20 protein-coding genes are annotated in these 20,732 nt (G+C 67.8%); 7 read left to right on the top strand and 13 right to left on the bottom strand.

The features are described 5' to 3' along the window. Positions 1-130 precede the first annotated feature (130 nt). Together U5771_RS25590 and U5771_RS25585 are read right to left on the bottom strand one after the other, a co-directional pair. A complete protein-coding gene (locus U5771_RS25590) occupies positions 131-2,329 on the bottom strand; it encodes a penicillin-binding protein 1A (protein ID WP_322026550.1) in 2,199 nt (732 codons plus the stop codon). Between the two features lie 97 nt (positions 2,330-2,426). After that, on the bottom strand, positions 2,427-3,983 hold the full coding sequence (locus U5771_RS25585; protein WP_322026549.1) for a PLP-dependent aminotransferase family protein: 1,557 nt from the start codon (positions 3,981-3,983) through the stop codon (positions 2,427-2,429). A gap of 128 nt (positions 3,984-4,111) precedes the next feature. Between U5771_RS25585 and U5771_RS25580 the strand changes: the two genes are divergently transcribed. After that, positions 4,112-4,750 carry an FMN-binding negative transcriptional regulator gene (locus U5771_RS25580; protein ID WP_322026548.1) on the top strand — a complete coding sequence of 213 codons (639 nt, stop codon included), beginning with the start codon at positions 4,112-4,114 and terminating at the stop codon, positions 4,748-4,750. A 114-nt stretch (positions 4,751-4,864) separates the two neighbouring features. On the opposite strand, the gene U5771_RS25575 is transcribed toward U5771_RS25580, so the two are convergent. The 4 genes from U5771_RS25575 to U5771_RS25560 all read right to left on the bottom strand — a co-directional run bounded on the left by U5771_RS25575 (position 4,865) and on the right by U5771_RS25560 (position 7,129). Further along, positions 4,865-5,119: a hypothetical protein gene (locus tag U5771_RS25575; RefSeq protein WP_322026547.1), complete on the bottom strand. Its 255-nt coding sequence runs from the start codon at positions 5,117-5,119 to the stop codon at positions 4,865-4,867. Positions 5,120-5,178: 59 nt separating this feature from the next. Further along, positions 5,179-5,811: a type VI secretion system amidase effector protein Tae4 gene (locus tag U5771_RS25570; RefSeq protein ID WP_322026546.1), complete on the bottom strand. Its 633-nt coding sequence runs from the start codon at positions 5,809-5,811 to the stop codon at positions 5,179-5,181. Positions 5,812-5,814: 3 nt separating this feature from the next. Beyond that, entirely contained in the window at positions 5,815-6,369 is a 555-nt protein-coding gene (locus U5771_RS25565; RefSeq protein WP_322026545.1) for a PAAR domain-containing protein, read from the bottom strand. A gap of 187 nt (positions 6,370-6,556) precedes the next feature. Continuing rightward, positions 6,557-7,129: a thioredoxin family protein gene (locus U5771_RS25560; RefSeq protein ID WP_322026544.1), complete on the bottom strand. Its 573-nt coding sequence runs from the start codon at positions 7,127-7,129 to the stop codon at positions 6,557-6,559. Positions 7,130-7,357: 228 nt separating this feature from the next. On the opposite strand from U5771_RS25560, the gene U5771_RS25555 reads away from it, so the two are divergent. Then, positions 7,358-8,098 carry a response regulator gene (locus tag U5771_RS25555; protein WP_057930120.1) on the top strand — a complete coding sequence of 247 codons (741 nt, stop codon included), beginning with the start codon at positions 7,358-7,360 and terminating at the stop codon, positions 8,096-8,098. Then, positions 8,095-9,417, top strand: coding sequence for an ATP-binding protein (locus U5771_RS25550; protein ID WP_322026543.1), 1,323 nt, complete (start codon positions 8,095-8,097; stop codon positions 9,415-9,417). Before U5771_RS25555 ends, U5771_RS25550 begins: the two co-directional genes overlap by 4 nt. A gap of 52 nt (positions 9,418-9,469) precedes the next feature. Here U5771_RS25550 and U5771_RS25545 read toward each other — a convergent pair whose 3' ends face one another. Then, entirely contained in the window at positions 9,470-10,204 is a 735-nt protein-coding gene (locus U5771_RS25545; protein WP_322026542.1) for a metallophosphoesterase family protein, read from the bottom strand. A 98-nt stretch (positions 10,205-10,302) separates the two neighbouring features. Next, on the bottom strand, positions 10,303-10,839 hold the full coding sequence (locus U5771_RS25540; RefSeq protein WP_322026541.1) for a GNAT family protein: 537 nt from the start codon (positions 10,837-10,839) through the stop codon (positions 10,303-10,305). Between the two features lie 30 nt (positions 10,840-10,869). Between U5771_RS25540 and U5771_RS25535 the strand changes: the two genes are divergently transcribed. The 4 genes from U5771_RS25535 (at position 10,870) to U5771_RS25520 (ending at position 15,548) form a co-directional block, all read left to right on the top strand. Continuing rightward, positions 10,870-11,136 carry a hypothetical protein gene (locus U5771_RS25535; RefSeq protein ID WP_322026540.1) on the top strand — a complete coding sequence of 89 codons (267 nt, stop codon included), beginning with the start codon at positions 10,870-10,872 and terminating at the stop codon, positions 11,134-11,136. 232 nt (positions 11,137-11,368) lie between these two features. Then, positions 11,369-12,562 carry a porin gene (locus U5771_RS25530; protein ID WP_322026539.1) on the top strand — a complete coding sequence of 398 codons (1,194 nt, stop codon included), beginning with the start codon at positions 11,369-11,371 and terminating at the stop codon, positions 12,560-12,562. Between the two features lie 93 nt (positions 12,563-12,655). Beyond that, a complete protein-coding gene (locus U5771_RS25525; RefSeq protein WP_322026538.1) occupies positions 12,656-13,087 on the top strand; it encodes a GFA family protein in 432 nt (143 codons plus the stop codon). Positions 13,088-13,625: 538 nt separating this feature from the next. After that, positions 13,626-15,548, top strand: coding sequence for an SMP-30/gluconolactonase/LRE family protein (locus U5771_RS25520; protein ID WP_322026537.1), 1,923 nt, complete (start codon positions 13,626-13,628; stop codon positions 15,546-15,548). Between the two features lie 34 nt (positions 15,549-15,582). Here the strand turns inward: U5771_RS25520 and U5771_RS25515 are convergent, their stop codons facing one another. The 5 genes from U5771_RS25515 to U5771_RS25495 all read right to left on the bottom strand — a co-directional run bounded on the left by U5771_RS25515 (position 15,583) and on the right by U5771_RS25495 (position 20,627). Then, positions 15,583-16,476: a c-type cytochrome gene (locus tag U5771_RS25515; protein WP_322026574.1), complete on the bottom strand. Its 894-nt coding sequence runs from the start codon at positions 16,474-16,476 to the stop codon at positions 15,583-15,585. Between the two features lie 56 nt (positions 16,477-16,532). Further along, positions 16,533-17,174 carry a c-type cytochrome gene (locus U5771_RS25510; RefSeq protein ID WP_415859433.1) on the bottom strand — a complete coding sequence of 214 codons (642 nt, stop codon included), beginning with the start codon at positions 17,172-17,174 and terminating at the stop codon, positions 16,533-16,535. 92 nt (positions 17,175-17,266) lie between these two features. Continuing rightward, a complete protein-coding gene (locus tag U5771_RS25505; RefSeq protein ID WP_322026535.1) occupies positions 17,267-18,319 on the bottom strand; it encodes a substrate-binding domain-containing protein in 1,053 nt (350 codons plus the stop codon). Positions 18,320-18,327: 8 nt separating this feature from the next. Then, positions 18,328-19,119, bottom strand: coding sequence for a transcriptional initiation protein Tat (locus U5771_RS25500; protein ID WP_322026534.1), 792 nt, complete (start codon positions 19,117-19,119; stop codon positions 18,328-18,330). Between the two features lie 212 nt (positions 19,120-19,331). Beyond that, entirely contained in the window at positions 19,332-20,627 is a 1,296-nt protein-coding gene (locus U5771_RS25495; RefSeq protein ID WP_322026533.1) for an MFS transporter, read from the bottom strand. Positions 20,628-20,732 lie beyond the last annotated feature (105 nt).

Here is a 20,732-nt window from a genome sequence, read left to right as displayed (position 1 = left end):
GCACGCAGTCGATGCGCTCGAGCCTGTCGTGATGGCGGCCTGCGGCATCGGCGGACGAGTCGCGGTGCGTGCGGCGATCGTTTCGCCAAGGATGACGAAGCGTTATTGCCGTGTACGATCAGCGGAAAAATCAGCGGAAAATCTTCAGCCAGTCGAACAGGCCGGGCTGCGGACGCCGCCGCGGTGCCGGCGCCGGTGCACTGCGCGGCCGGAAGTCGGGCGAGAACTGCACATGCGGATCGATCGCGCGCGCACGCAGCGCCGCATCGTAGAACGAGCCGACGATCGGCAGCGCGCTGTGCGCGCCCGCGCCCCAGTAGTCGCTGCGCAGCGTCACGTTGCCGTCGTCGAAGCCGACCCACGCACCGGCCACCAGTTGCGGATGCATCAGGATGAACCAGCCGTCCGTGTTGTCCTGCGTCGTGCCGGTCTTGCCCGCGACGTCGATGCGAATCCCGTAGCGCGAACGGATGTCGGCACCGGTCCCGTAATCGACGACGCCGCGCATCACGTCGACCAGCGTCTGTGCCGCGGCCACCGGCAGCGCGCGTTCGGGCGGCGCGCTGCCGAATGCGGCCAGCACCTTGCCGTCGCGATCCTCGATGCGCGTGATCATCTGCGGCGCGACGTACACGCCGCGGTTCGCGATCGTCCCGTACGCGGACACCATTTCCTTCAGCGTGACCGGGCTCGTGCCGAGCGCGAGCGACGGCACCGCGTCGAGCGGACTTTCGCGCACGCCCATCGCGCGTGCGAGCTGCGCGACCCTGGCCGCGCCTTCGCGCTGCATCACCTGCGCGGTGATGCGGTTGCGCGACAGGGCGAGCGCGTCGCGCAGCGTCATCGGCGCGTCGGTCGGCGGCTCGGCATCGGTCGGTCGCCACACCGCGTGCGCGCCGATCGGGATCGCGACGGGGCGATCGACGAACGTATCGCCCGGCCGCATGCCGTCCGCGAACGCGGCGCCATAGACGAACGGCTTGAACGTCGAGCCCGGCTGGCGCCGCGCCTGCACGACGTGATCGAACGGCTCGCTGCCGAAATCGGGGCTGCCGACCCACGCGCGGATCGCGCCGTTGCGCGGATCGATCGCGACGAAGCCGGCCTGGACCTGCGTCTTGCGCTCGCACAACGCGCGCACGAATGCGCGATTCGCGCCGAGCTGCTTCAGCGCCGCCGTATCGGCGAGCCCCGCGTCGCGCGCGGCGCGATAGTCGGGCGTCTGCCGGATGAAGCCGCAGAACAGGTCGTTGCGCAGCCCGCAGCCGGACGGGCCGTGCCATGCGCTGTCGGCGACCGCCTGCAGGCGATCGGTTTGCTGCGTCAACGCTTGCGTCGCCATCTCCTGCAGTTGCGCATCGAGCGTCGTGCGCACGACGAGGCCGTCGGCGTAGAGATCGTAGTTGTTGCGGTCGGCCCATGCGATCAGCCACTTGCGCAGCTGCACCGCGAAGTGCGGGGCGGGGCCCGGCTGCGCGGTCTGCGGCTCGAAGTCGACGCGCAGCGGCCGGCGCTGCAGTTGCGCGAGCTGCCGTGGCGACAGCATGCCCATTGTCGCCATCCGCTCGAGCACGATGTTGCGTCGCTGGACCGCGCGCTCCGGATTCAGCACCGGGTTGTAGTAGCTGTTGCCCTTCAGCATCCCGACGAGCGTCGCGCTTTCGACGATGTCGAGCTGGTCGGCCGATTTGCCGAAATAGGTGCGCGCGGCCATTTCGACGCCGTACGCGTTGTACAGGAACGGCACGGTGTTCAGGTAGGTCTCGAGAATCTCGTCCTTGCTGTACACCGTCTCGATCTTGAACGCGGTGATCAGCTCCTTCACCTTGCGCGTGAGCGTCGGCGCGCGGCCGACTTCGTCCGGATACAGGTTGCGCGCGAGCTGCTGCGTGATCGTCGAGCCGCCCTGGCGGCTGCCCGAGAACGTGTGCAGCCCGGCCGCGAGCGTGCGGCGCCAGTCGATGCCGTGATGCGCGTAGAAGCGGTGGTCCTCGGTCGCGATCAGCGCGTCGACCATGTGCGGCGAGATCTGCTTGAGCGGCACCCATTCGCGGTTCACGGGCCGGAACTCGGCGATCAGCTGGCCGTCGGCCGACAGCACGCGCGCGGGCCGGTCGATGCGCGCCTTGCGGATGTCGCCGATGCTCGGCGTGAACGGCACGAATGCGAGCAGGACCAGCAGGCCGAGCACGGGGAGCGCGGCGAGCGTCAGCGCGACGCCGCGGCGCGTCGGATGGCGCAGGCGATGCCACGCACCGGCGCCCAGCACGCGGGCGCCGTCACGGCAGCGAAGCCACAGGTTGCGAAGAAGCGGCACGAAGCGATTCACGGCGGCAGGAGCGCGATCGGAAAAGGCGCGATCCTAGCAAACCGCGCGGCGTTGCCGGTGGCCAAAACGCCCGTTTTCTTGCCGGCGTTACAGACGATTACGTTTGTTGCCCGCGGACAACCTTTGATCGTGTGCGCCGCCGCGATTCTTCCGACGAATCGACGCCGGCCGCTTCGCCGACCACATCCGCGAGCCGCTGCGCGGCCGCTTCCATCCGCGCGCGATCGAACCCGCCGAAGCCGAGCACCAGGCCCGGACGCGCGGTGCCCGGCGCGAACATCGGCGACACCGCGCGCACCGCGACGCCCGCCTGCGCGGCCCGCGCCACCACGTCGAGATCGTCGATCCCCGCCGCGAGCCACAGCACGACATGCATCCCCTGATCGCCCGGCTGCACCCATGCGCGCTCGCGCGGCAGCCGCGCGCCGAGCGTGTCGAGCAGCAGCGCGCGCTGTTCCGCGTAGACGCCGCGCACGCGGCGAATGTGGCGGTCGAGATGCCCTTCCGCGATGAAGGCGGCGAGCACGTGCTGATCGGCGGTGGGCGCGTGGCGATCCATCAGCACGCGCGCGCCGCAGAACGCGGGCACGAGGTCGTCGGGCGCGATCACGTAGCCGAGCCGCAGCGACGGGAACAGGATCTTGCTGAACGTGCCGAGATAGACGACGCGGTCGGGATCCAGGCCTTGCAGCGACGGAAACGGGTAGCCTTCGTAGCGCAGCTCGCTGTCGTAGTCGTCCTCGACCACCCACGCGCGATGCGTGCGCGCCCAGCCGAGCAGCGCGTTGCGCCGCGCCATGCTCAGCGGCATCCCGAGCGGGTACTGGTGCGACGGCGTGACGAACGCCGCGCGAGCGTCCGGCGCGAGACGGATGCCGGCCTCGACGTCGAGGCCGTCCGCGTCGACCGGCACGCGCACCATCGCGTCGTGCCGCCCGGTGCTTTCGAGCAGCGCGGTGATGCCGCGATAGGCCGGATTCTCGACCCACGCGCGATCGTGCGGGCCGAGCAGTACCTGGCTCGCGAGGTGCAGCCCCTGTTGCGTGCCGCTCGTGATGACGACCTGATCGGCGCGGCAGCGCACCGAGCGCGAGCGGCGCACGTAATCGGCGATCGCTTCGCGCAGCGGCAGCGCGCCTTGCGGATCCGCATAACCGGACGGCGCACCGGCGCCGCGGGCGCGCAGGCGGTTGCCGAGCCGGCGCCAGATGTCGTCGGGCGCGGTGAGCCCGATCGGCACCGAGATCGCGAACGGCACGGCCGGCAGCGGACGGAATTCGCGGGCGATCCGCGCGAAGGTGGCGGCCGGTTCGGGCAGCCCGGTGTGCGCCGCGCGCCGTCGCGGCGCCGGCAGCGCGGGCGCGCGGCCGGGCGGCGGTTCCGCGAGCGCGTTCGCGACCCGCGTGCCTGCGCCGCCGCGCGATTCGAGAAAGCCTTCGGCGACGAGTTGCGCATACGCATCGACGACGGTGCCGCGTGCAACCTGCAGCGACGTGGCGAGCAGTCGCGTGGACGGCAGCGTGTCGCCGGGCCGGACGTCGCCGCGGCGCACGGCGTCCCGCAACGCCTGCGCCAGCTGGCGGCTCAGGTCCCCGGCTGCGCGGTCGAGCGCGCCGAGCGACGGGATTTCGACGATCCGGGCGGTTCTGGCCATGATTCTGGTCTGTTGAAAATGTTCGAAACCGGCTCTACAGCATAAACCAGTTAGCGATCACAATCGGGGCATGACGAGCCGGTTTCAGGCCCGTTCCTTCCTGAACCCTGTCCGACCGTGGAGCCGCCATGTATGTCCCTGCCGATTTCGCCGAATCCCGCCCCGACGTGCTGCGCGAACTGATCGTCCAGCATCCGTTCGGCAGCCTGGTCACGCACGGGAAGGGCGGGCTCGACGCGAACCACCTGCCGTTCGAACTGCTGCCGGGCGACGGCGGCCTCGGTGAGCTGCATGCGCATGTCGCGCGCGCGAATCCGGTCTGGCAGGCGGTCGAGAACGGCGACGAGGTGCTCGTGATCTTCCGCGCCAGCGATGCGTACATCTCGCCGAACTGGTACCCGAGCAAGCACGTCGCGCATCGGCAGGTGCCGACGTGGAACTACGTGGTCGTGCATGCGTTTGGCCGTATCACCGTGCGCGACGACGAGAAGTTCGTGCGCGGCGTGGTCGCGCGGCTGACGCGCACGCACGAGGCGTCGCAGCCGGCGCCGTGGAAGATGGCGGACGCGCCGAAGGACTATCTCGACACGATGCTGCAGTCGATCGTCGGGCTGCAGATCGAGATCACGCGGCTCGTCGGCAAGCGCAAGCTTGGGCAGAACAAGGCGGTCGACGATATTCGCGGCGCGGGCGACGCACTGATCGCGGACGGGAATCTCGCGATCGGCGAGGCGATGCTGGCGGAGGCGGAGGCGAAGCAGCGGTGAGAAACGGGAGGGCGCGCTCGGGTGGATTTTCCTCGACGGATTTCGCACCTTCTCGTGTGAGGTAATGCACATGCTGGTGAAGGAAGCTGGCACATGTCGTACAGGTCACGTGGTTTACTTCATGAAGTAATCGGCAATATAAAGGGTGCCGGTCACGATGAGAATTGCGATACTCCATAGTGCCCACGTCCTGGCGGACCACCGCTTCCAGGCAACGGCGTTGAGTGTGCCGAAAGCGATAGCGGGACCAAAAAAATACGAAACCAATACGGGTGCAACCCACCACGGCGTGGGGCATTTGCCTAGTTCATGGCAGCCTGTTGCGATATGGTCAGGTTTGAACCAGTGAACACGGCTGAGCGTATACATGAATATCCATGCGACGAGCAACCCGAAAAAGAAGCCGCAGAGTGATATTGCAAACCGTTTCACTTGATTTCCCAAAATAAGATTTGCTTCGAACCCCCAAGATCGGAATACGATGCGTCGGCCAGTATGGATGCCCCTTGCCGGATGGACCTGGCGCCAAGGTAACGCCCCCATGTAGCAAACCCATTCCAAAATCCGCTGACCGTCAATCGCGATCCGTTCCACAAATCTATGTGACCACCGCTAGCGTTCTCAGTCGATTCTCCGCCGCGCGTCCAGTACCTCGAAAACTGGATGATACCGGTGCGGCCTCTTATCTTCGATTCCCAATCTTCGCCCGTAATGTTTTCGGCTTTAGGAAGACCTGCGAATGGCTGTAATTGCAACCATGCGCCCAGCTCATCAGCACGTGTTGCAGTGGGTTTTCCGTCAAGCAAGATCCGGCCGATCGTCTTTGCACCCAGCATCGGCCTGACGTTTTTTGCGTTGAACGACTTCATTCCGACACCGACACGGTGCAGCGTCACGCTAAGGCGAATGGCGCATTGATTGGTATACGCTGGGTCGTGGTACGGACTGCCGGACGGGAAGTTATCCCAAAGTTCTTTGAAGGTGACGCCTGCTAATGGCACCTCCTTCTCTGAACCTTTCGTGTTGGTAGTACGAACTTTCGTGGGCTCGGTGTGTGGCATCGGTTACTCCCCGTATTGCTTCGAGAGCGCGTCGTCGCCCCAATAGACTGTGTAATCGCTTGCCTCGTCGCCGGTATCGATACGGGGTAGTTTTCCGCTTGAATCAAGACGCCCAAAATGCATGCGGCCGTCAGAGGTTTCGATATAGTAGGGCAACCCTTCCGTTACCTCCTTGGTTGCCCTCACCCGCTCGTCGAAAATGCCTTTCCTGATCGATGCGATCCCGCCGGCTAACGTGCGGCTCGAGACGACTTCCCCGAGATCCTTTATCCGATCATTGCACCAGGCTTCGCCGGCAAGCAATGCAACGATGTGCGGTGGAGTCGCGCAGCCGCACAGGACGACATCGCTATCCAGTGCGACCTCTCCATGGAACTTGATTCGGTATGGGCCACCCGCTTTTGCAATGGCGCCGACGCTTTGGCACGCGGTGCAAAATGCGTTACCCCCAATCAGGGCTGCTTGATACCCGTGTACAAGGAATGGCGGACCGTCGTACGGGGTAACTGTCCCACCGCTTGAAAGACCATCGCCAACGACTGCAATTCTTCTTTTCATTGATCGGCCCTCTCGGAAAGCCTTGATCGTAGTCGCGTGGCACGATAGTGCATCTCAAATTGATTGGATTCCGGGAAACGGCACGTTTGAACCAGCAACTATTGTGGCCGGAAGTCATACGCTGCTGGTATCCGAGGTTCGTATGTTTGCTTTCCGAATCGGTTCCCCCTCAGTTAGCTCGTGCGATCTATTGCGGTCTCTTTCCGCTTTCTCCGGCCTGCGCCAGCGCCCCCCGAATCGCGGCTTCCGTCTTGTCATACCCGCCCTCGCCGTACCGCGTATAGACGACCTTCCCGTTCGCGTCGATCAGGTACAGCGCCGGCCAGTACTGGTTGCCGTACGCGCGCCACGTGTCGTAGCGGTTGTCCTGCGCGACCGGATACCGGATGCCGAAGCGCCTGACCGCATCGGCGACGTTCTTCGCATCGCGTTCGAACGGATACTCGGGCGTATGAACGCCCACCACGACGAGCCCCTGGTCGCGATACTTCCGGTACCAGTCGTTCACGTACGGAATCGTATGAATGCAGTTGATGCACGAGTACGTCCAGAAGTCGACCAGCACGACCTTGCCGCGCAGCTGGTCGAGCTTCAGCGGCGCGCTGTTGTGCCAGCGCTCGATGCCGGTGAAGTCGGGCGCCGGCGTGCCGGCAGGCGACGCGGTCATGCCCGCGTCGTCGCGGGTGCCGGCGAACGCGGCGAGGCCGGCCGTGGCGGCGAGGGCGATCACGAGGGCGGCGGTCTTGAGTCTGGGCAGCATGGCGGTTCTCCGGTTCGGCCGGCCGCCGCGCGAGTGCGGCGGCCGGACGGGTTTCGACAGCCCTCATTGGGCCGCGCCGACGTATCCGCGATGTGTCCGGCAAGCCGCGCGTGTGCAATGTTGTGTGTCGTCACGGCGGCGCGATACATTGGGATACAAACGCGTGCCCGCGGTGCGGTATAAAAGCGGACATCGCCAGCCGGAACCTCACGCCAACGACACCGACTCATGGACAAGATCGACCACGTACTGATCGTCGACGACGATCGCGCGATCCGCGAACTGATCGCGGACTATCTGGAGAAGAACGGCATGCGCGTGTCGCTCGCCGCGAACGGCCGCGAGATGCGCAACGTGCTCGACGACGGCGCGCCCGACCTGATCGTGCTCGACCTGATGCTGCCCGGCGAGGACGGCCTCACGCTGTGCCGCGATCTGCGCGCCGGCAAGTTCCGGACGGTGCCGGTGCTGATGCTGACCGCGCGCGGCGAGGAAACCGACCGCATCATCGGCCTCGAGATGGGGGCCGACGACTATCTCGCGAAGCCGTTCGCGGTGCGCGAACTGCTCGCGCGGATCCGCTCGGTGCTGCGCCGCGCGCGCATGCTGCCGCCCGGCATGCAGGTGACGGAGACGGCCGCGATGCTCGCGTTCGGCGAATGGCGGCTCGACACGACGGGGCGCCACCTGCTCGACGCCGAAGGCACGCTGGTCGCATTGAGCGGCGCCGAATACCGGCTGCTGCGCGTGTTCCTCGACAATCCGCAGCGCGTGCTGACGCGCGATCAGTTGCTCAACCTCACGCAGGGCCGCCAGTCCGATCCGTTCGACCGGTCGATCGACCTGCTCGTGAGCCGGCTGCGGCAGCGGCTGCGCGACGGCGCGCGCGAGCCGCGCTACATCAAGACGCTGCGCAACGAGGGCTACGTGTTCTCGTCGGCGGTGACAGCGGTCGAAGGCGACGCATGAGCGCGCGCACCCCGTGGCACTGGCCGCGCTCGCTGTTCGCGCGGCTCGCGCTGATCCTGTGCGTGGGCCTCGCGCTCGCGCAGACGCTGTCGTTCTGGCTCACGGTGACCGAGCGCGACCAGGCGACCACCAACCTGATGATGGGCTACATCGAGCGCGAGGTCGCGAGCTCGGTCGCACTGCTCGACCACCTGCCGCCCGACCAGCGCGCCGCATGGCTGCCGCGTCTCGCACGACGCAGCTACGCGTTCATCCTCGGGCCCGGCGAGACGGGGACGCCGCCCGAGGCGCGGCTCTCGGCGCGCGTCGAGCGGTCGATCTCGGACGGCATCGGCGGCGACTATCCGCTGACCGCGAATGCGATCCCCGGCGATCGCGAGCATCTGCAGGTGCATCTGCGCCTGACCGACGGCTCGCCGCTGACGATCGACATCCACCCGATGTCGACGGTGCCGCTGTCGGGCTGGCTGCCGGTCGTGCTCGCGCTGCAGCTCGCGGTGCTGGCCGCATGCTGCTGGCTCGCGGTGCGGCTCGCGACGCGGCCGCTGAAACAGCTCGCGCAGGCGGCTGACGCACTCGGCCCCGACCTGAAGGGCGAGCGCCTGAACGAGGACGGGCCGTCCGAAGTCGCGCGCGCCGCGCGGGCCTTCAATGCGATGCAGGACCGCATCGCGCAGTACATGGCCGAGCGCATGCAGATCCTCGCATCGATCTCGCACGACCTGCAGACGCCGATCACGCGGATGCGGCTGCGCGTCGACGTGATGGACGACGATCTTCAGGGCGCGAAGCTGCGCCAGGACCTGCTCGAGATGGAGCATCTGGTGAAGGAGGGCGTCGCGTATGCGCGCACGCTGCACGGCACGGAAGAGGCGGCGCGCCGCATCGATCTCGATGCGCTGCTCGACAGCATCGTGTGCGACTACACGGATGCGGGGCAGGACGTCGCGCTGCACGGCGGCGGGCCGCTCGCGCTCGTCACGCGGCCGAAGGCGCTGCGCCGGATCGTCGGCAACCTCGTCGACAACGCGCTGAAGTTCGCGGGCGCGGCCGAGATCGACGTGCAGGCGGCACCGGGCGGCGGCGCGGTGATTGCGGTGCTCGACCGCGGGCCCGGCATTCCGGACGATCAGCTCGACGCGGTGTTCGAACCGTTCCGGCGTGTGGAGACGTCGCGCAATCGCGAGACGGGCGGAACGGGGCTCGGGCTTGCGATCGCGCGGCAGCTTGCGCTGGCGATGGGCGGCACGCTGACGTTGTGCAATCGGCCGGACGGCGGCGGGCTCGAAGCGCGGTTGACGCTGGTGAACGCGACCTGACGCGACGCCGCGTGATGCCTTGTGATGCCTTGTGATGTCTTGCGATGCTGCGTCAGCAGCGGCCGGTGCGCAGCGCGACGGTCCAGTCGTCGCGGCCGCGCGATGCCGCGGTGGCGGCAGCCGTCTGCCAGTCGTATTCGACCGCATGGAATTCGGCGTGCCAGCCGGCCGGCGTGCGCGACACCATCGCGTAGCGCGCATGCGGCGAACCCGTTTCGATCCGGTGCGGATGCGGTTGATCGTCGGTGTACGCCTGCAGCCCGACGCTGCCCGGGTTGACGATCAGCCGGCCGTCGTCGAGCTTCGCGAGGCGCGGCACATGGGTGTGGCCGCACAGGATCAGCGACGCCGGCGCGTCGCCCGCGCGCTGCGCGATTTCATCGGGCGTCGCCGCGCGGCAGCCGTCGGGCGTCACCGTTTCGAGGAAATAAATGAGGTCGCTGGCGGGCGTGCCGTGCACCATCAGCACGTCGTCGCCGAGCGTCAGGCGCTCGGGCAGCGCGGCGATCCAGGCGCGATGATCGTCGCGCAGCGTGTCGTGCGCCCAGCGGTCGGACAGCCGCATCGCTTCGCGATCGCCGGTCAGCAGTTGCCGTTCGTGATTGCCCGTGATGGTCGGCAGGTCGAGCGCGATCAGGCGGTCGGCCGTTTCGGCCGGATGGAGCGCGCCCGACACGATGTCGCCGAGGTTGACGATCACGTCGGCGCCGCGGCGGCGCACGTCGTCGAGCACCGCGTCGAGCGCGGCGAGGTTGCCGTGGATGTCGGACAGCGCGGCGATTTTCATGGCGAGGAAGTCGATGCGGGGAACGGCGATTGTCGCCAAATCGGCGCGGATCGTCCAATCGCGTCGACGGCGGGGCAACGCGCGGCGTGCGTCGCGTGTCAGTCGGTCGCGACCCGCGCGTACATCGCGAAATCGCCCGGCACGCCGCGCACCATCCGGTATGCGCGCAGCAATCCTTCGTACCGGTAGCCGCATTTCTGCAGCACGCGCACGGAGCCGGCGTTGCCGATCAGCACGACGCCCTGGATGCGCATGAAGCCGCCTTCGGCGAATGCCCACGCGGTGACGCTTGCACACAGCGCGCTCGCGATGCCGCGCCCCCAGTGCGACGGTGCGAGGTCGTACGCGATCTCGGCCGAGCGGTTTGCGGTGGACACCGTATGCAGCCCGATCGTCCCGGCGAGCGCGCCCGACGCGTCGTCGACGATCGCGAGTTGGCGGATCGAATCCGGGTGGGCCGATTCGATGCCGTCGAACAGCGGCAGCAGATCGTCGCGCGAACGCAGGTTCCAGTTCGTGTGCCGGACGACGTCGGGGTTCGACAGGTATGTGTACCACGCGTCGAGATCCGCGCGGTCGAGCTGCCGGAGCGACAGGCCGGGGAAACCGGAGCGGGGCGGCGCCGCGATCCTCATCGCGCACCCGTCGCGAACGATGCGGCGCGCATGGCGGCGCGCCTACGCGGCATGACGCCGGTGGTACGGCGCGAGCGAACCGGCCAGCGCACGCAGCACGGTCGGGCCGGGCGTCGCGATCGCGGCGAACGCGACGAACGCGACGAACGCGACGAACGCGACGAACGCGACGAACGCGACGGCGGCGAAGATCAGCAGGGTCGTTTCAAGGATGAAGGAGACTCCCGGAGGCCGGTGCGCGATCGATTATCGGGCGCGTGTTCCCGCGCTGTACAGGGACGTTCGCCGCGCGAGTGATTATCTCGATTTTGGCAAGAAGCTGTTTTCATTATTGCGCTATCGAACGGAACCGGTTCCATCTACCATGGCGAGCCGCAGCGGGCTTGCCCGCCGTGACGTCGCGCGCACGTGTCGCACGCGCGCGTTCCCGCGTGCGCAGGCCGCCGGCCTCGCAATGCCGGCGGATCTCGCCGACCGCACGCGCTACTCGCATAGAACAACGGGCTCGCCGCCCGGAGACGCTAAAACCATGAACAAGCAACTGATCGCAGCACCGCTGCTGCTCTCGCTCGCGGGCATCGCATCCGCGCAAAGCTCCGTCACGCTGTACGGCATCGTCGACGCGGGCGTGACCTATCGCAGCAACGAACGGGTCGGCTCGCCGGGCGCCTACACCGGGCATTCGGACGTCGGCCTGACCACCGGCAACCTGTCCGGCAGCCGCTGGGGCATCAAGGGTTCCGAGGATCTCGGCGGCGGGATGCGCGCGCTGTTCGTGCTCGAGAACGGCTTCGACATCACCAACGGCACGTCGGGCCAGGGTGGCCGCCAGTTCGGCCGCCAGGCGTTCGTCGGCGTCGGCAGCGACCGCTACGGCACGATCACGCTCGGCCGCCAGTACACGTCGCTCGACGACTTCGTGAGCCCGGTCGGCCCGTCGTCGTTCATCGGCGGCTTCGGCGCGCACCCGGGCGACATCGACGACCTCGACCAGACCGCGCGCGTCGACAGCTCGATCAAGTACACGAGCGCGAACTACTCGGGCTTCACGTTCGGCGCGCTGTACGGCTTCGGCAGCCAGCCGGGCAGCATGAAGCAGCGCAACACGTGGAGCGTCGGCGCGGCATACGCGGCGGGGCCGCTGCGCGTGGGCGTCGGCTACGAGCGTTCGGACAACAGCAAGACCGGCGCGACCGACCCGACTACGGGCAAGTGGCAGAGCACCGACGACGGCCTGTTCAACTCGTCGATCAACGAAGGCTATGCGAGCGCGCAGTCGCAGCAGATCATCGCGACCGGTGCGACGTACGACTTCGGCCCGGCCGTCGTCGGCGTGAACTACAGCAACGTGCAGTACCGCAGCGGCGCGCAGTCGCTGTTCAGCGGCCATGCGACCTTCAACGTCGCGGGCGTGTTCACGCGCTGGAACGTGCAGCCGCAGACGCAACTGTTCGCGGGCTACAGCTACACGCGCGGCAGCGACGTCGACGGCATCGACAACCGCGCGCAGTATCACAACGTCACGCTCGGCGCGGTCTACGACCTGTCGAAGCGCACCAGCGTGTACCTGCTCGGCGCGTACCAGCATGCGTCCGGCACGACCCTCGACGCGCTCGGCCGGCCGGTGGCCGCGACCGCGTCGGTGTCGGACAAGGCGAACGGCCACTCGTCCGACTCGCGATCGCAGGCGATCGTCAGCCTCGGCCTGCGCCAGAAGTTCTGACGTCACGCGCCTGACCGGCCGCCCGCGTTCGATGCGGCGGCCGGTTGCGCGGCTCGCGCCCTATACTGTCGCGTCCTTTTTCCTGGAGGCGACATGACCCGAACGCATTCCGCGAGCTGCCTGTGCGGCGCCGTCACCGTCACGCTGCGTGGCGAACCGGCGGCGCGCGCGAACTGCCATTGCGCGACGTGCCGCGATTTCTACGGCACGTCGATGCTGTCCGCGACCGCGTGGCCGCCGGAGCAGGTGTCCGTCGCGGGCGGCGGCGCGACGTTCCCGCATCCGTCGAAGTCGATGTCGCGCACGTGGTGCGCGGCGTGCGGCGAGATCGTGTTCGGCACGAACCGGCTCGGCATGCGCGTCGTGCCGAACAGCCTGACCGCGCGCGCCCATGGCGGGCAACTGCCCGACGATCTGCGGCCGACGATGCATCTGTTCTACCGGCAGCGCGTGATCGACGTCGTCGATGCGCTGCCCAAGTATCTCGACGGCTGGGACGGCCCGACGCTCGACAGCGCGAGCTGACCCGAAGCGGCTGCACGCACGCCCGGCCGGCGTGCGGCCTTGCTTATTCCCTGCCGGCCGCATCATGCGTCGCCGCACGCGCGGCACGTCTTCGTCCTTATCGTCCTTATCTCCCTCCCGCGCCTCATCGGCAACGGCATTCCGCCGCGCATCGCCTTATTTCATATATTCACGATTTTCCCGGCAATGCAGCGTGCGCCGAATAATATTTTTTCTCTTTCATTTCAATTTCGATTTGTAATCATCTAGTCGATTTTCCGGTAATGAAAATCAATGCGAATGCATCAGAAAAAATGACGTGCTCGCATTGGGAAATTCGGCACAAAGTGCCGGTCATGATGGATCGCGACGGCGCTGTCCGGCGGGGGATTCGCGGTGCTGGCCCCGCCATGTCACGTCGCCGCTCAATCCGCGTCGTGCGGTAAGGGAACGTAATGAGTCATTCGTAGTGGCATTGAACCGGTTTTTGAAAAAATCACCAATATTTCATATCCAGCGAATTAGAGTGTCGAGAAACGATCGTCCGGGAGCATCATTCATGTTATCGAAACAAATTCGCGCGGCATTGCTTGGATTGTGCATGGCAATGCTGGCGCCGGTCAGTCACGCACAAGCGCAGTACACGACGGACTGGCTCGCGAACACGTTCGGCACGCTGGCCACCCATGTCGGCAACGGCGCGCGCTCGCTGTGGGTCGCGCCGGAGGGCGTGATCTATACGGCGTCGCGCTGGGACGAGAACGCGGGCGGCGTCGCGATCTACCAGAACGGCCAGACGCTCGGCACGATCGGCATCCATGACGAATTCCAGGGCGGCGCGATCACCGGCAACGCGAACGCGCTGTTCGTCGCGCTCGGCTACAACCGCACGTTCGGCAGCGGCTCGGTCGGCCGCTACAACCGCAGCACGAACCAGCGCGACCTGCGCATCCCGGTCAGCACGTGGACGGGGATCCAGTACGCGGACGTGATCACGGGCCTCGCGACGACCGGCAACCTGCTGTACGTGAGCGACTTCTACGGCAACCGCGTGCGCGTCTACACGACGGACGGCGTGTGGCAGCGCGACATCGGCGTATCGGGGCCCGGCGCGCTGGCGCTCGACGCGGCCGGCAATCTGTGGGTCGCGCGCAAGAGCGCGGGCGTCGTCGCGCAGTTCAGCCCGACGGGCACGGCAATGAGCACGATCCAGATGGCGGCGCGCGCGCGGCCGGCGTCGCTGTATTTCGATGCGCCGAGCGGGCAGTTGCTGGTGGGCGACGAAGGCCCCGACATGAACATCAAGCGCTACACGCTCGTGGGCCAGCCCGTGCAGGTCGCCACGTTCGGCGTGCAGGGCGGCTATCTCGACACGACGTCGGGCATCAAGGGGCAGGTCGGCGACAAGCGCTTCACGCGCGTCGCGGGCATCGGCAAGGACGCGGCCGGCAACCTGTACGTGCTGAACAACGCGTGGGGCGGCGGCTGGGATCTCGGGCGCAACGGCAGTACCGACCTTCATTCGTACACCCCGACCGGCGCGCTGCAATGGAAGCTGCAGGCGCTGAACTTCGAAGGCGCCGCCGCGCCCGATCCGCTGACCGACGGCGCGTTCTTCTACAGCGGCAACAACGTGTACACCGGCACGGCGGGCGGCACGTTCGTCGCGAACACGGTCGATCCGTTCACCTATCCGAAGGACCCGCGCCTCGACATGAACGACTACCAGCGCGGCCAGCATTTCGGCCAGCTCGCGCTGGTAAAGGGCACCCGGATGCTCGTCGCGACCGGGCAGAACCCGGGCAACTACAACCTCTATCACTTCAACAGCGCGAGCGGCTACATCGCGATTCCGGACGGCTCGATCCCCGGCAAGCCGTTCAACACGACCCTGCAGGCGACGGCCGGTTTCGCGCTCGACGACAACGGCGACGTGTGGGCCGGGCTCGATCGCACCAACAACATCTCGCACTATCCGATGACGGGTTTCGACGCGACCGGGAAACCGTCGTGGGGCAAGCCGGTGCAGATCCCGATTCCGCGCACCGTGCTGCCGCTCACGCGGATCATCTACCAGGCCGACAGCGATACGATGATCCTCGCGCAGGGCATCTCGGGCAGCTGGGACTGGACCGCGATGAACGGGCACATCGAGGTCTATCGCGGCTGGCAGGCCGGCAACACGAGCACGCCGAACGTGGCGATCAACCTGACCAGCGCGAATCCGAAATCGATGGCGGCGGCCGGCCACTACCTGTTCGTCGGCTACGTGCACACGGTGCCGAACGTCGACGTGTTCGACCTGAACACCGGCGGCCTCGTCACCACGCTGACGAACTCGAACACGTCGGCGATGGACGTCGGCAACGACGTCGACTCGATGTACGGCATCCGTGCGTACCTGCGCTCGACCGGCGAATACGTGATCACGAAGGACAACTACAACGGGTCGAGCCTCGTCGTGTATCGCTGGCATCCGTGATGATGCGGGCCGCGCCGCTTGCGCCGGCCGGGTCTCATGGCGTGCCGAGCACGCGGCCGTTCACTTCGCGCCCGTACATCGAGTCGGGCGTGTCGTGGAATTTCGCGCGCGTGTCCTGCACCGAGCCGGTGAAGCGCGGATCCTGCGGACGTTCGTGGCTGTCCATGAAGGTCGCGACGTCCCACGCTTCCTGATCGGTCAGCGTGCCGCCGAGCCCGAGCGGCATGTTGGCCTTCACGAAGCCGGCCGCGTTGCGGATGTCGCCCATCCCCGCGCCCCAGTTGAACGAGCGCGCGCCCCACAGCGCCGGAAAGACCGGCTTGCCGCCGCTCGATTGCCCCTGGCCGTCCGCGCCGTGACACAGCGCGCAGTGCTGCGTGTAGACGGCGGCGCCGCGTGCGTAGTCGGCTTTCTGCGCGGGCGGCGGCAGTTTCCGGAAACCCTGGCCGGGCAGCTTCGCGCCGACCGGCGCGCCCTTCGCGAGCCAGTACGAATAGGTTTCGAGCGCAACGAGGATCGGGTCGCCGGCCGGCGGCGCCTTGCCGTTCATGCTGTATCGGAAGCATCCCTGCAGGCGCTCGGCGAACGTGTTCACGTGACCGTTCTTGCTGCGGTAGGCCGGATACAGCAGGTAGGCGGCCCACATCGGGCTCGAATCGGGCCGGCGGCCCGCGTCGAGGTGGCAGCTCGCGCAGGTCAGCTTGTTGCCGACGTACTTGCCCGCGTACTCGGGCGTGTGCAGGAAGATCTGCTCGCCGAGCTTCACGGTCTTGCCGAAGTCGTCGGCGGGAATCGCGGATTCGGCGGGCGGTGTGAACGGCCTCGCCGCCGCGGCGGGAAGGGCGGCCGCGGCGGGTGGGGAAGCAGCGGGTGCGGAAGCGGCGGCCGGTGCGTCCTGCGGTGCGGCCGCGCAGGCGAGCGCGGGCATCCAGGGCGCGCCGAGCAGCACGGTGCGCGCGCGGCGGATCAGCGTCGTGCGGTCGATCATTGTTGTGCTCCGTTCGTGGTGCCGCCGCGCGCATAGTAGGCGGCCACCGCGTCGATATCGGCGTCGGACAGCTTGCCGGCGATCATCGGCATCAGCGCCATCGGGCCGGGCGCCCGCGTGCCGTGCTTCCAGCCGTTCAACTGGCCCGCGAGGTACGCGGCCGGCTGGCCGGCGAGCGGCGGAAACGCGGCGCCCACGCCGAGGCCGCCCGCGCCGTGGCATTGCGCGCACGCGGGCAGGCCCTGCGACCAGCGTCCGCGCGTCGCGAGCCATGCGCCGGTGTGCGCCGGGTCGATCGACGCGGCGTCGGACGCGGCAATGGCGGGCGGCGCGGGCAGGCTCGCGAAGTACGCGGAGACCGCGTCGCGATCGTGCGGCGACAGCAGTTTCGCGAGCGGCTGCATGACCGGGTTCTGGCGGCTGCCGTCCGCGAACGCGGCGAGTTGCGCGGACAGGTACGCGGCGTTCGTGCCGGCGAGCCGCGGGAAGCCGGCGGCCGCGTTGCCTTCGCCCTGCGCGCCGTGGCAGCCGATGCAGGCGGCCACGCCCGTCGTCGTGCCCTGGGTGGCGATGGTCTTGCCGAGCGCGATGTCGTCCGCGTGGGCGTTGCCGGCCAGCAGCGCGGCCGCGGCAAGCATCAGCGGCGCGAACCGGCGTCGCGGTATGTCGACCGAATCGTTCACGAGTCCCCTCCTTGTTGTCTGTCTTGTGGCGTGCACAACCTGTGCGGTCAGCCCGCGTCGGGCCGGTCTTGCCGTGGCGCGAGCTGCGGCGCCGGTGCCGTCGCGTCGTATTGCCCGAAGCCGTAGCGCGCGAAGATCCGGAAGGCGTCCGGCGACCGGATGAACGCGAGCCACGCGCGTGCGGCCTCCGGATGCGGCGCGTGCTTCACCATCGCGCCCGCGTAGATCGCCGTCGTATTGTGCGCGGCCGGAATGTCGATGTGCATCAGCGGATGCCCGACCTGTTCCTGGAACGCCGCTTCCGATTGCCACAGCACGCCGGCGTCCGCACGGTCCTGCATCAGGAACAACGCGGTTTCCCGATGATGGATGTGCGTGAGTTCGGTCGTGCCGGCGCGCACCTTGTCGTCGTAGACGGTGCGCGCGAGCGCATCGCCGCCGGCCTTCACGAGCGACGCGCGGATCTGCCGCGCGACGCCTTCGAATGCCGGGTTCGGCATCGCGAGCTTCACGTCGGGCCGGGCGAGATCGTTCAGCGACGCGATGTGCTTCGGGTTGCCGGCGCGCACCATGATCGTCAGCTGGTTCGTCACGTAGGGCACGGCCGGGCCGTCGAGCGTGCCGTCCGCGATCAGGTCATTGATCTTGCCGAGCCCCGCGAAATACGCGTCGGGCTTGACCGTCCACGTCATGTTGCCGACGGTGATCGTGCCGCCCGCGTGAATCTGCTTCACGAGCAGGCCGGGCGGGATCGTTTCCCAGTAGATGCGGCCACGGTATTCGGGATGGTCGGCCTCGAACTGCGCGACGAGCGGCGCCATCGCGAAGAAGTAGTTGCCGCCGACGTACAGCACCAGCTTCGGCGCGGTGAGGTCGCCGTGGAAATCGGCGAGCACGTCGACCTGCGGCACCGTGAATTCGAGGCCGCGGTTCGTCGCGTCGTTGTTGCGGCCGTCCTGCCACGGCGGAAAGACGCGGGTTGAAGCGTCGCCGGGGGCGGCGAGCGACAGCGCCGACGTGCAGCAGAGCGCGGCCAGTGCGGCATGCCGCGCCGTGCGCCACCGGCGTCGCGACGGAGAACGCGTGCGGATCGGTGTCATCGGGCGCCTCACTTCGCGTAAGTGAAGCCGGCGTGCTGCAGCTCGGGCAGCGTGCCGACCGCGCCCGGCGTCACGATCGCCGCTGGAATCACGTGGTTGGTCAGGTCGGCGGCGAGGGCGTCGAGCGGCAGCTTGTCCGGGTTCGCGTTCGCGCCGTCGAGCCGTTCCGCGAGTTCCCAGATCGCGTTGTGGCATGACAGGAACACGGCACCGCGCTGCTGCAGCGCGGCGATGCTGTTGTCGTGCGACGAGAACGCGCCGTCGGCCAGTTCGTGATCGTTGGCGCCCTTCGATTGCGCGGGTTTCGCGGCGAGCAGCGTGTTGGTCGGAAACGCGGCGCCGGCGAATTTCGCGAGGCCGTATTTGTCCCACGCGGCCTGGTCGAACAGCGCGAGATGCGCGGAGCCGTGCGTGGCCGACACGACGAGGAAGTCCGGATGACCGAACGCCCAGATCTGCGCGTTCAGCGCATTGCGCATCAGGTTCAGCCACGGGCCGCCGAGCTCGGTGTTGTCCCACACCTGCTTCGGGCCGCCGCGATAGCCGATCACTTCCGTGAGCGCCGCGTGATCCCATTGATCGGGCCGCTCGAGGATCATCGGCACCGTCTTGAAGTCGCGCCGTCTCGGTATGGCCGCGAGACGGCGGGTGAGGTCGGCGAGGCGCGTCGCGCCGCCGGCCAGCAGCGCGCCGGATTCGGGTGTCGCCGCCTGCGCGACGCGCGAGGCGCCGAGCAGCGCCGTGCCGGCCGCGAGGCCGAGTGTCTTGAGCGCGCCGCGGCGCGCATTCCGGTCGGACATCGAACTCTCCCAGATCGCGTTTGTGGGGGCGTGCCGCATCCGTGCCGCTGCGCAGCATCGCCATCGCGTAGCCAGTCTAGAGGCGCGCGATCGATACCGGAAATCGCGATATCGGATGGGAGATATTCGAGGGTCCGATGATTGGCCGAAACGACCCGGCCGCGCGGCGCCGACTCATGCGGCGCCGCGCGGCCTTCGTCAGCCGTGAAAGGTCAGTGTGCGGTGCGTTCGCGCAGCACTTCCGACGGCCGTGCATTGCGCACGAACACGCCGGCCAGTACCGCGCCCGCGAGTGCGATCGCGCCGGCCAGCACGAACGCGGACGCGAACGAGCCGCTGCGCTCGACGATGAAGCCGGTCACCGCCGGCCCGATCACGCCCGACAGGCTGCCCATGCAATGCAGGAAGCCGCTGACGCCGCCGACGCGCGCAGGATGCACGACGTCCTGCACGATCGCCCAGTAGATCGCGCCCGTCACGTACAGGAAGAACAGCGACACCGACATCAGCGCGACCGCGCCTTGCGTCGACTGCACGGCGCCCGCGACGGCCACGCACGCGCCGGCGCCGAGCAGGCAGGTGACGAGCACGATCCGGCGCGACAGCAGCAGGTTGCCGGTGAGCCGATACAGCGCATCCGAGATCGCGCCGCCGCACGCGAGGCCGACCGTGCCGACGAGCCAGGGCACGACGGTGGCGACGCTCATCTCCTTGATGTTCAGATGGTGTGCACGCACGAGGTAGCTCGGGAACCAGCTGAGGAAGAAGAACAGCACGTAGTTGTAGCTGAAGAACGCGGCGGCCGTCGCGAGGATGCGCGGCTGGCGCACGTAGTGCGACAGCGTGTGTGCGGGCGTTGCGGTGCCCGCGGCGGCAGTTGCGTGGGCGGGCGTGGCGGCGGGTGTCGCCGCGGACGCACCGGCTGCGTCGCCCACTGGCGTGGCCGGACGGTCCGACGTCGACATCATCCACACGACGACCCACACGAGCCCGATCGCGCACACGATCCAGAACGCCGGCCGCCAGCCGAACTGCGCGGCCAGCAGGCCGACGATCGGCCCGGCGATCGCGCCGCCGAGCGGCGAGCCGGCACTGAGCAGCCCCATCGCGGTCGCGGCGCCGTCGCGCGGCAGCCAGTTGTTGACCATCTTGTTCGCGGCCGAGCACAGCGGCCCTTCGGCCATGCCGAACAGCAGCCGCACGATCAGCAGGCTCACGAAGCCGACGGTGAGCGCGGTCATCCCGCAGAACACCGACCACAGCCCGACCGACAGCACGTACACGAGCTTCGGCCCGAGCCGGTCGGACGCGAGCCCGCCGATGAAATTGAACAGCGCGTAGCCGATGAAGAACGTGCTGAACACGAGGCCCATCTGTGCGGCGTCGATGCCGAGATCGGTCTGCACGATCGGCGCGACGATCGACAGCGCGACGCGGTCGAGATAGTTGATGCCATACACCAGGAACAGCAGGAATACCGTGAACCACGCCTGCGACTTCTGCTTCATGTCTGTCTCCTTCGTGCCGGTGGGCCGGCCGTCATGTGTTGTCGTGTCGAGCGCTCGCCGCGTCGTTGCGGACCTCGGCGGGCAGGGGCATTGCGCGGTTCGCGT

Origin of the sequence: Burkholderia sp. BCC1977 (genome assembly GCF_905339595.1) — a bacterium.
Classification (GTDB): Bacteria; Pseudomonadota; Gammaproteobacteria; order Burkholderiales; family Burkholderiaceae; genus Burkholderia.
This window is presented reverse-complemented; position numbering and strand designations above follow the sequence as displayed.

Coding starts and splice junctions, on each gene's coding strand:
- U5771_RS25530 (WP_322026539.1), top strand. CDS start 11,369: ATGAACAAGCAACTGATCGCAGCACCGCTGCTGCTCTCGCTCGCGGGC.
- U5771_RS25545 (WP_322026542.1), bottom strand. CDS start 10,204: ATGAAAATCGCCGCGCTGTCCGACATCCACGGCAACCTCGCCGCGCTC.
- U5771_RS25495 (WP_322026533.1), bottom strand. CDS start 20,627: ATGAAGCAGAAGTCGCAGGCGTGGTTCACGGTATTCCTGCTGTTCCTG.
- U5771_RS25500 (WP_322026534.1), bottom strand. CDS start 19,119: ATGTCCGACCGGAATGCGCGCCGCGGCGCGCTCAAGACACTCGGCCTC.
- U5771_RS25555 (WP_057930120.1), top strand. CDS start 7,358: ATGGACAAGATCGACCACGTACTGATCGTCGACGACGATCGCGCGATC.
- U5771_RS25535 (WP_322026540.1), top strand. CDS start 10,870: ATGGCGGCGCGCCTACGCGGCATGACGCCGGTGGTACGGCGCGAGCGA.
- U5771_RS25525 (WP_322026538.1), top strand. CDS start 12,656: ATGACCCGAACGCATTCCGCGAGCTGCCTGTGCGGCGCCGTCACCGTC.
- U5771_RS25570 (WP_322026546.1), bottom strand. CDS start 5,811: ATGCCACACACCGAGCCCACGAAAGTTCGTACTACCAACACGAAAGGT.
- U5771_RS25510 (WP_415859433.1), bottom strand. CDS start 17,174: ATGCTTGCCGCGGCCGCGCTGCTGGCCGGCAACGCCCACGCGGACGAC.
- U5771_RS25520 (WP_322026537.1), top strand. CDS start 13,626: ATGTTATCGAAACAAATTCGCGCGGCATTGCTTGGATTGTGCATGGCA.
- U5771_RS25575 (WP_322026547.1), bottom strand. CDS start 5,119: ATGTATACGCTCAGCCGTGTTCACTGGTTCAAACCTGACCATATCGCA.
- U5771_RS25505 (WP_322026535.1), bottom strand. CDS start 18,319: ATGACACCGATCCGCACGCGTTCTCCGTCGCGACGCCGGTGGCGCACG.
- U5771_RS25540 (WP_322026541.1), bottom strand. CDS start 10,839: ATGAGGATCGCGGCGCCGCCCCGCTCCGGTTTCCCCGGCCTGTCGCTC.
- U5771_RS25560 (WP_322026544.1), bottom strand. CDS start 7,129: ATGCTGCCCAGACTCAAGACCGCCGCCCTCGTGATCGCCCTCGCCGCC.
- U5771_RS25515 (WP_322026574.1), bottom strand. CDS start 16,476: ATGCCCGCGCTCGCCTGCGCGGCCGCACCGCAGGACGCACCGGCCGCC.
- U5771_RS25585 (WP_322026549.1), bottom strand. CDS start 3,983: ATGGCCAGAACCGCCCGGATCGTCGAAATCCCGTCGCTCGGCGCGCTC.
- U5771_RS25580 (WP_322026548.1), top strand. CDS start 4,112: ATGTATGTCCCTGCCGATTTCGCCGAATCCCGCCCCGACGTGCTGCGC.
- U5771_RS25565 (WP_322026545.1), bottom strand. CDS start 6,369: ATGAAAAGAAGAATTGCAGTCGTTGGCGATGGTCTTTCAAGCGGTGGG.
- U5771_RS25550 (WP_322026543.1), top strand. CDS start 8,095: ATGAGCGCGCGCACCCCGTGGCACTGGCCGCGCTCGCTGTTCGCGCGG.